The sequence below is a fragment of the Arenimonas sp. genome (assembly GCF_019459675.1).
Lineage (GTDB): Bacteria > Pseudomonadota > Gammaproteobacteria > Xanthomonadales > Xanthomonadaceae > Arenimonas.
Genome location: NZ_JAIBFH010000196.1, coordinates 1 through 7,127, shown reverse-complemented (window position 1 = coordinate 7,127; position 7,127 = coordinate 1). Strand labels below are relative to the sequence as shown.

Genomic DNA, 7,127 nt, shown 5'->3' with positions numbered 1-7,127 from the left:
GATGCCCTCGCAAAGGGCATCGGCACCGGCGTCCCTCCCACGTTCCATTGGAGACATCGCGATGTCCGACACGCCGCTGCTCAAGCTCTACCGCAAGTTCACCCGCTACCCCGCCGGCCATTGGCTTTTCAGCCGTGCGGTGTGCTTCAAGGCGCCCTACTTCGGCAGCATCCGCCCAACCATCCATCGGCTGGAGCAGGGCCTGTGCGAGGCCAGCATCCCGCACCGCCGCGCGGTGCAGAACCACATCGGCACCGTGCACGCCATCGCGCTGTGCAACCTGGCCGAGCTGTGCGCGGGCGTGATGATCGACGCGTCGCTGCCCGCCGACATGCGCTGGATCCCCAAGGGCATGACGGTGCAATACCTCAAGAAAGCCAGCGGCACCATGCGCGCCGTGGCCACGCCGATGATTCCCATCGTGAGCGCCAGCGACGCCTACGACCTGCCAATCAATGTGGACGTGCTGGATCCCGCGGGCGTGAAGGTCTTCCACGCCGAGATCAGGATGTGGCTCAGCGCCAAGCCGAGCCGATAGCTACCGGACGGCCTTCAGAGGTAGTGGACGGCGGCGGCGGCGGCGATCGCCGGCAGCGCCTGCACGTACAGGATGGACCGCTTCACCGTGGCCGCGCCGAACAGGCCCGCCACCACCACGCAGCCCAGGAAGAACAGGCAGACGGCGCGGTCGCCGATCAGCAGGCCCCAGACCAGGCCCGCGGCCAGGAAGCCGTTGTACAGGCCCTGGTTGGCGGCCAGCTGCGCCGAGTCCCGCGCGCGCTGCTCGGTGAGCGCGAACACGCGCCGCCCCAGCGGCTTGGTCCAGAAGAACATCTCCAGCACCATGAAGCCCACGTGCAGCAGGGCGACTAGGGCGGTCAGCACGATCGCGATCAGGGACATGGGTCTTGCTCCGGTCAGTCGGCCAGCGCGGCGGCGTGGTGCCGCAGATGGTCCTCGATGAAGCTGGCGATGAAATAGTAGCTGTGATCGTAGCCGGCATGGCGGCGAAGGGTCAGCGCCTGCCCGGCCTGCGCGCAGGCGGCCTCGAAACGTTCGGGCTGCAGCTGCGTGGCCAGGAATTTGTCGTCCAGGCCCTGGTCCACCAGCAGGGTGCCGGCGAACGGCCGGCGCTTCACCAGCTCGCAGGCGTCGTGCTCGGCCCAGGCGCGGGGATGGTCGCCGAGGTAACGCGAAAAGGCCTTTTGGCCCCAGGGCACCTGGCTGGGCGCGACAATCGGCGCGAAGGCCGACACGCTGCGGTAAAGGTCGGGATGCCGAAGCGCCAGCACCAGCGCGCCGTGGCCGCCCATCGAATGGCCGAAGATGCCGGCCCGGCCCGGATCGGCCGGGAAGTGTTCGGCCACCACGCCGGCCAGTTCGTGCACCACGTGGGTTTCCATCCGGAAGCGCGAGGACCACGGCGCCTGGGTGGCGTCGAGATAGAAGCCCGCCGCTTCGCCGAACTCCCAGTCGCCGGTGGCGCCTTCGATGCCCGTGTCGCGCGGGCTGGTGTCGGGCATCACCAGCATCAGGCCCAGCTCGGCGGCGACGCGCTGCGCGCCGGCCTTGATGGTGGCGGTTTCCTCGCTGCAGGTCAGGCCGGCCAGGTAGTAAAGCACCGGCACGCGGCCCTCGCGGGCCTGCGGCGGCTGGAACACCGCGAAGCGCATCGTTCCGCCGCAGGCCGGCGACGCCATGCGGTAGAAGCCCTGCACGCCGCCGAAGCAGGCGTGTTCGCTGGTGAGTTCGATGGACATCAGTAAATGACCACGCTGCGGATGGACTCGCCGCGGTGCATCAGGTCGAACGCGTCGTTGATCTTCTCGAGCGGCATCGTGTGGGTGATCAGCGAATCGATGTCGATCTTGCCGTCCATGTACCAGTCCACGATCTTGGGCACGTCGCTGCGGCCGCGGGCGCCGCCGAAGGCGCTGCCGCGCCAGTTGCGCCCGGTCACCAGCTGGAACGGCCGCGTGCTGATCTCGGCGCCGGCCGGGGCCACGCCGATGATCACGCTGGTGCCCCAGCCCTTGTGGGCGCTTTCCAGCGCCTGGCGCATTACTTTCGTGTTGCCGATGCATTCGAAGGTATAGTCGGCGCCGCCCTTGGTCAGCGACACCAGGTAAGGCACCAGGTCGCCCTCCACCTCCGCCGGGTTCACGAAGTGGGTCATACCGAACTTGCGCGCCATCGCCTCGCGGCCCGGGTTGAGGTCCACGCCCACGATCATGTCGGCGCCGGCCAGGCGCGCGCCCTGGATCACGTTCAGGCCGATGCCGCCCAGGCCGAAAACAATGACCTTCGAGCCCACTTCCACCTTCGCCGTGAAGATCACCGCACCGATGCCGGTGGTGACGCCGCAGCCGATGTAGCAGACCTTGTCGAACGGCGCGTCCTCGCGGATCTTGGCCAGCGCGATCTCGGGCACCACGGTGAAGTTGGAGAACGTGGACGTGCCCATGTAGTGCAGCACCGGCTTGCCGTCCAGGCTGAAGCGGCTGCTGCCGTCGGGCATCAGGCCCTGGCCCTGGGTGCTGCGGATGGACTGGCACAGGTTGGTCTTGGGGTTGAGGCAGTACTCGCACTGGCGGCATTCGGGCGTGTACAGCGGGATGACGTGGTCGCCTTTCTTCAGCGTGGTCACGCCCGGCCCGACGTCCACCACGATGCCCGCGCCCTCGTGGCCCAGGATGGCCGGGAACAGGCCCTCCGGGTCGTCGCCCGACAGGGTGAACTGGTCGGTGTGGCACACGCCTGTGGCCTTGATCTCGACCAGCACCTCGCCAAAGCGCGGCCCTTCCAGGTCGACGGTTTCGATGGTCAGCGGCGCTCCGGCCTTGTGCGCGACGGCGGCTCTGGTTTTCATGCGGTGGTCTCCCGAAGTCAGGCGGAAAGATTACCGCAGCCGGCCACCGCCGGTTGTTGCTTCCACGCGAAGGCAGCGTCCGGAAAACGGTTGCCGCGGCCGTTCAGGCCTTCTCGGCCGGCAGCCTGGCCTGCTCCCGGATCAGGCGCCAGGCGCCGAAGGTCATCGCGCCGGCCACCAGCACGCCCACGCCGAACACCACATGGGAGCCGAACGCGGCCAGCCCCTTGTGCAGCCAGACGAACGACAGGTCGCCAAAGCGGTACACCGCCGTATCAATCACGGCCTTGCCCTTGTAGCGGGTTTCGCGATCAACCCGGGTGTAGATGGTTTCGCGGGCCGGCTTCGACAGCGAGAACTCGCCCGCGCGGGTGGCGATCTGCACCAGCGCCACCAGGAACGGCAGGGGTGAAGCGGTCAGCGCGGCAAAGCCCAGCAGGATCGCGAACGACGGCACCAGCAGCACCGGACCTACGCCGTAGCGCAGCAGCAGCGGCCGGGTCAGGAACAGCTGCACCAGGATGGTGACCAGGTTGATGGCCAGGTCGATGTTGGCGTAGAAGGCCGTGCGCGCCTCGTCGCCCGGGTAGAACTGGCGGGCGATGGCCGCCTGTTCGTTGTAAAGCAGCGTGCCCACGCCCACGCCGAAGAACATCAGCACCGCCATCGCCCGCAGCAGCGGCTGGTCGCGCAGCAGGCGCAGGCCAGCCAGCATGCTGCCGCCCATGGCCGCTTCCGACTCGGTCGCGCCGCGTGACTGCTCGCGCTCCCGCGCCCATCGACCCAGCCTCAGGATGCAGCCCACGCACACCGCCAGCAGCGCCGCCGACACCAGCAGCAGGTTGGCCACGCCGATCTGGTGCACCAGTACCCGGGTGATGATCGGGCCCAGGAAGGCGCCGGCCGTGCCGCCCACGGCGATGAAGCCGTACAGCCGGCGCGCCTGGATGTCGGTGTAGATGTCGGCCATGAAGCTCCAGAACACCGACACGGCGAACAGGTTGAACACCGCCACCCAGACGAAGAACACCGCGCCGCGCCCGGGCACGTCGCGGTCGAAAATGACGTAGAAGCCGAGCAGGCAGGCAATGAAAGCCAGGTACAGCACGGGCAGGAACACCCGCCGGGGGAATCGGCTCACCAGCGCCCCGTACACCGGCTGCAGCACCACCATCGCGATGAAGGTGCCGGTGAACAGCAGCTGCAGCGTCAGCTCACCCAGCGCTACGCCGCGCGCGGCCGCCCAGTCCACCAGTGCCAGCGGAAACACAGCCTCCACGTCGCCCGATGCGCCCATGGCGTCGCGCACGGGACGCAGCACGTAGTAGCCGGTCAGCAGGAAGAAAAAGTACAGGAACGACCACAGCAGGGCCGGGAACTCCCGCAGCGCGCCGCGCAGGTGGTCGAAGCGGCCGGAGGTGCGGGTGCCTGGGGTCATGCGCTATTCCGGTGGGGTCGCGGCACCATAGCCAACCCGGCCGCCGGGCACCAGCCCGTGAGGCTTTCGTGAGCAGCGTCACGCTTGCACAGCGGTACTGTCGCAGCCCGAGTGTTTGCTCTAGAACGGGAGCCTAGCCTCGGCCCGTCATCGAAGAAAGAAGTGCCTGTGTACGACTACATCATCGTGGGTGCCGGCTCCGCCGGATGCGTGCTGGCCAACCGCCTGAGCGAAGACCCCGCCAACCGGGTCCTGCTGCTTGAAGCCGGCCCCAGCGACTGGCATCCCTTCATCCACATGCCCGCCGGGCTGGCCAAGCTGGTCGGCAAGAAGGGCGTGAACTGGGACTACAGCACCGCGCCCGAACCGGCGCTCGACGGCCGCCTGCTGTGGTGGCCGCGCGGCAAGGTGCTGGGCGGTTCGAGCTCGATCAACGCCATGTGCTACATCCGCGGCAACGCCCGCGACTACGACGAATGGGCGGCCCTGGGCGCCGAGGGCTGGCACTGGGACAACGTACTGCCGTACTTCAAGCGCAGCGAAGGCAACGAACGCGGCGCCAGCGAATTCCACGGCGGCGACGGCCCGCTGGGCGTGTCCGACCCGCGCCACAAGAACCCGCTTTCCGACGTGTTCCTCGAAGCGTCCCGGCAGGCCGGCCATGCGCCCACCGACGACTTCAACGGCGCCCGCCAGGACGGCTTCGGCTGGTACCAGACAACCACCCGCGACGGCGCCCGCAGCTCCAGTGCCCAGGCCTACCTCAAGCCGGTGCGCAAGCGCCCCAACCTCACCGTGATCACCCGCGCCACCGCCAGCCGCGTCGTCATCGAAGACGGCCGCGCCACCGGCGTGGTGTACGCCGTGGCCGGCAAGGGCGCCTTTTGCGAAGGCGCGGCGAAGGAAGTGATCCTTTGCGGTGGCGCGATCAATTCACCGCAGCTGCTGATGCTGTCGGGCATCGGCCCGGCGGCGCACCTGCGCCAGCACGGCATCGACGTGGTCAGCGACCTGCCCGGCGTGGGCGGCAACCTGCAGGACCACCTGGACATCTGCACCCTGCAGCGCTGCTTGCGCCAGGTCAGCTACGACAATCTCAGCGACGTGGCGGTGGGCCTGCAGTACTACCTGTTTAAGAAGGGCCCCGGCACCAGCAACATCGCCGAGACGGGCGGCTTCATACGCAGCACCTTGGCCGAGGACGAGCGACCCGACATCCAGTTCCATTTCGTGCCGGCGCAGCTGGACGACCACGGCCGCAACCTCCTGCCCGGCTATGGCTACACCCTGCACGCCTGTGGCCTGCACCCGCGCAGCCGCGGACGCCTTTACCTGGCCAGCGCCAGCGCGGCCGACAAGGTGCGCATCGAAGCCGGCTACCTCAGCGACCCCGAGGGCTACGACCTGAAAGTGCTGCTGGAAGCGCTGCGGCTTTCGCGTGAGATCCTGGCCCAACCCGCCTTCGCCGGCTATCGCGGCGACGAGCTGCAGCCTGGCGCGAAAGTGCAGGACGAGGCCGACCTGGTCGACTTCATCCGCCGCAAGTCCGAATCCATCTACCACCCGGTGGGCACCTGCCGCATGGGCCGCGTCGGCGACCCGGACACCGTGGTGGACCCGCAGCTGCGCGTGATCGGCGTCAGCGGCCTGCGCGTGGTGGACGCTTCGGTCATGCCAAAGCTGGTGAGCGGCAACACCAATGCGCCCACCATGATGATTGCCGAGCGCGCCGCCGACCTGATTCGCGGCCAGGCTGCCTGAGCCGGAAGTTTCGGCTCAGGTGCCTTCCAGCATCGGCGGCAGCGGGCAGTGCAGCGAAGCGCAGATGACGCGCAGCAGTTCGGCTTCAGCGACGCAAATCCGGCCGTCGTGGCTTACGGCGGCCACCAGGCCTTCGATCAGCAGCTCCTTGCCGCGCGGCTCCACCCGGTCGAGCACCGGCCAGGCCTCGTCCATCGCCCGAAGCGGGTCGGTAGGCGGCCGGTAGGGAGCATTGGCGCGCGGAAACACCAGGGCCATGCCCGCCAGGTAGGCGCGCATCGCCGCGCCCGGGTCGGCGTGGCCGGCCTGGGCCAGCAGCGCCATCAGGGTGATGGCGTGATCGCTGCAGCTGGCCAGCCGGCGGTCGCCGGCCACCCAGACACTCGACGGGTCGAGCGCATCGGTCACCTGCACGCGCAGCAGCCGTCCCAGTGAATACTCGAAAAGACTGACCTTGCCGTCGGCGTGGGTGAGCGCGAAGCAGGCGTCCATGAACTTCTCGAGCTCGGGACGCGGCCTCCGGCGCAGCGCGGGCATGGCCATCGCCGCCAGCGGCAGGCACAGGATGCGCGGCAGGTCGGCCAGCCGGTCGGCGTAGTCCAGCGCCTGGCGCGACACGCGCTCTTCGTGGCGCGCCGCCAGCTCGTACTGCTGGGCGTCGCGCACCTTGCCCGGAGGCGCCAGCAGCAGGCCGAACAGGAGGGCCACCGCTTCGTCGCGCTCGTGCGCCGCGCGCCTGAGCACGTCCGGGATGGCCTTCACCAGCGCACCGGCGCGGTCGTAGTCATTGGCCTGCGGCGCGCCCACCTGGGCAATCACGGCGGGCGGGGTGATGCTCAGCTCGGCGCGATCGCCGGGCAGCGACGCGGCCGTGCGCGAATCGAGCCCCAGCGCCTGGTCTTCGTCCAGTCCCGACGGCGGCCGCATATGGTGACGCGCGCCACCGGCTTCTTCTTGTTGAACATCACTCACTCCAGAAAGTTAACGAGCCTTCTTCTGTTGCCGGAAGAAGGCCAGGTCGGTCTGCAAGCGTTCGACCTGCACGGAAAGGGTGGCGAT

General features: G+C 68.7%; 7 protein-coding genes. 2 read left to right on the top strand and 5 right to left on the bottom strand.

Translation table 11 applies throughout. The annotated features are described in order from the left end of the window. Positions 1-61: 61 nt before the first annotated feature. Positions 62-538, top strand: coding sequence for a hotdog fold domain-containing protein (locus K0M70_RS06800; RefSeq protein WP_290780889.1), 477 nt, complete (start codon positions 62-64; stop codon positions 536-538). A 14-nt stretch (positions 539-552) separates the two neighbouring features. On the opposite strand, the gene K0M70_RS06795 is transcribed toward K0M70_RS06800, so the two are convergent. The 4 genes from K0M70_RS06795 to K0M70_RS06780 form a co-directional block, all read right to left on the bottom strand. Then, positions 553-903: a DUF1304 domain-containing protein gene (locus K0M70_RS06795; protein WP_290780886.1), complete on the bottom strand. Its 351-nt coding sequence runs from the start codon at positions 901-903 to the stop codon at positions 553-555. Positions 904-917: 14 nt separating this feature from the next. Beyond that, a complete protein-coding gene (gene fghA / locus K0M70_RS06790; RefSeq protein ID WP_290780884.1) occupies positions 918-1,760 on the bottom strand; it encodes an S-formylglutathione hydrolase in 843 nt (280 codons plus the stop codon). After that, positions 1,760-2,869, bottom strand: coding sequence for an S-(hydroxymethyl)glutathione dehydrogenase/class III alcohol dehydrogenase (locus K0M70_RS06785; RefSeq protein ID WP_290780882.1), 1,110 nt, complete (start codon positions 2,867-2,869; stop codon positions 1,760-1,762). The genes fghA and K0M70_RS06785 overlap by 1 nt, the downstream gene beginning before the upstream one ends. Before the next feature lie 103 nt (positions 2,870-2,972). Continuing rightward, positions 2,973-4,307 (bottom strand): MFS transporter, encoded by a 1,335-nt coding sequence (locus K0M70_RS06780; RefSeq protein WP_290780880.1) that lies wholly within the window; start codon positions 4,305-4,307, stop codon positions 2,973-2,975. A gap of 168 nt (positions 4,308-4,475) precedes the next feature. Here K0M70_RS06780 and K0M70_RS06775 point away from each other — a divergent pair, with 168 nt between their 5' ends. Next, entirely contained in the window at positions 4,476-6,068 is a 1,593-nt protein-coding gene (locus K0M70_RS06775) for a choline dehydrogenase (RefSeq protein WP_290780888.1), read from the top strand. 15 nt (positions 6,069-6,083) lie between these two features. Here the strand turns inward: K0M70_RS06775 and K0M70_RS06770 are convergent, their stop codons facing one another. Beyond that, positions 6,084-6,995, bottom strand: a complete 912-nt coding sequence (locus tag K0M70_RS06770; protein WP_290780878.1) for a hypothetical protein — start codon at positions 6,993-6,995, stop codon at positions 6,084-6,086. Between the last annotated feature and the right edge of the window lie 132 nt (positions 6,996-7,127).

Bases quoted from the DNA above. Each gene is read 5' to 3' on its own strand.
- K0M70_RS06785 (WP_290780882.1), bottom strand. From the start codon at position 2,869: ATGAAAACCAGAGCCGCCGTCGCGCACAAGGCCGGAGCGCCGCTGACC.
- K0M70_RS06770 (WP_290780878.1), bottom strand. From the start codon at position 6,995: ATGCGGCCGCCGTCGGGACTGGACGAAGACCAGGCGCTGGGGCTCGAT.
- K0M70_RS06780 (WP_290780880.1), bottom strand. From the start codon at position 4,307: ATGACCCCAGGCACCCGCACCTCCGGCCGCTTCGACCACCTGCGCGGC.
- K0M70_RS06800 (WP_290780889.1), top strand. From the start codon at position 62: ATGTCCGACACGCCGCTGCTCAAGCTCTACCGCAAGTTCACCCGCTAC.
- K0M70_RS06795 (WP_290780886.1), bottom strand. From the start codon at position 903: ATGTCCCTGATCGCGATCGTGCTGACCGCCCTAGTCGCCCTGCTGCAC.
- fghA (WP_290780884.1), bottom strand. From the start codon at position 1,760: ATGTCCATCGAACTCACCAGCGAACACGCCTGCTTCGGCGGCGTGCAG.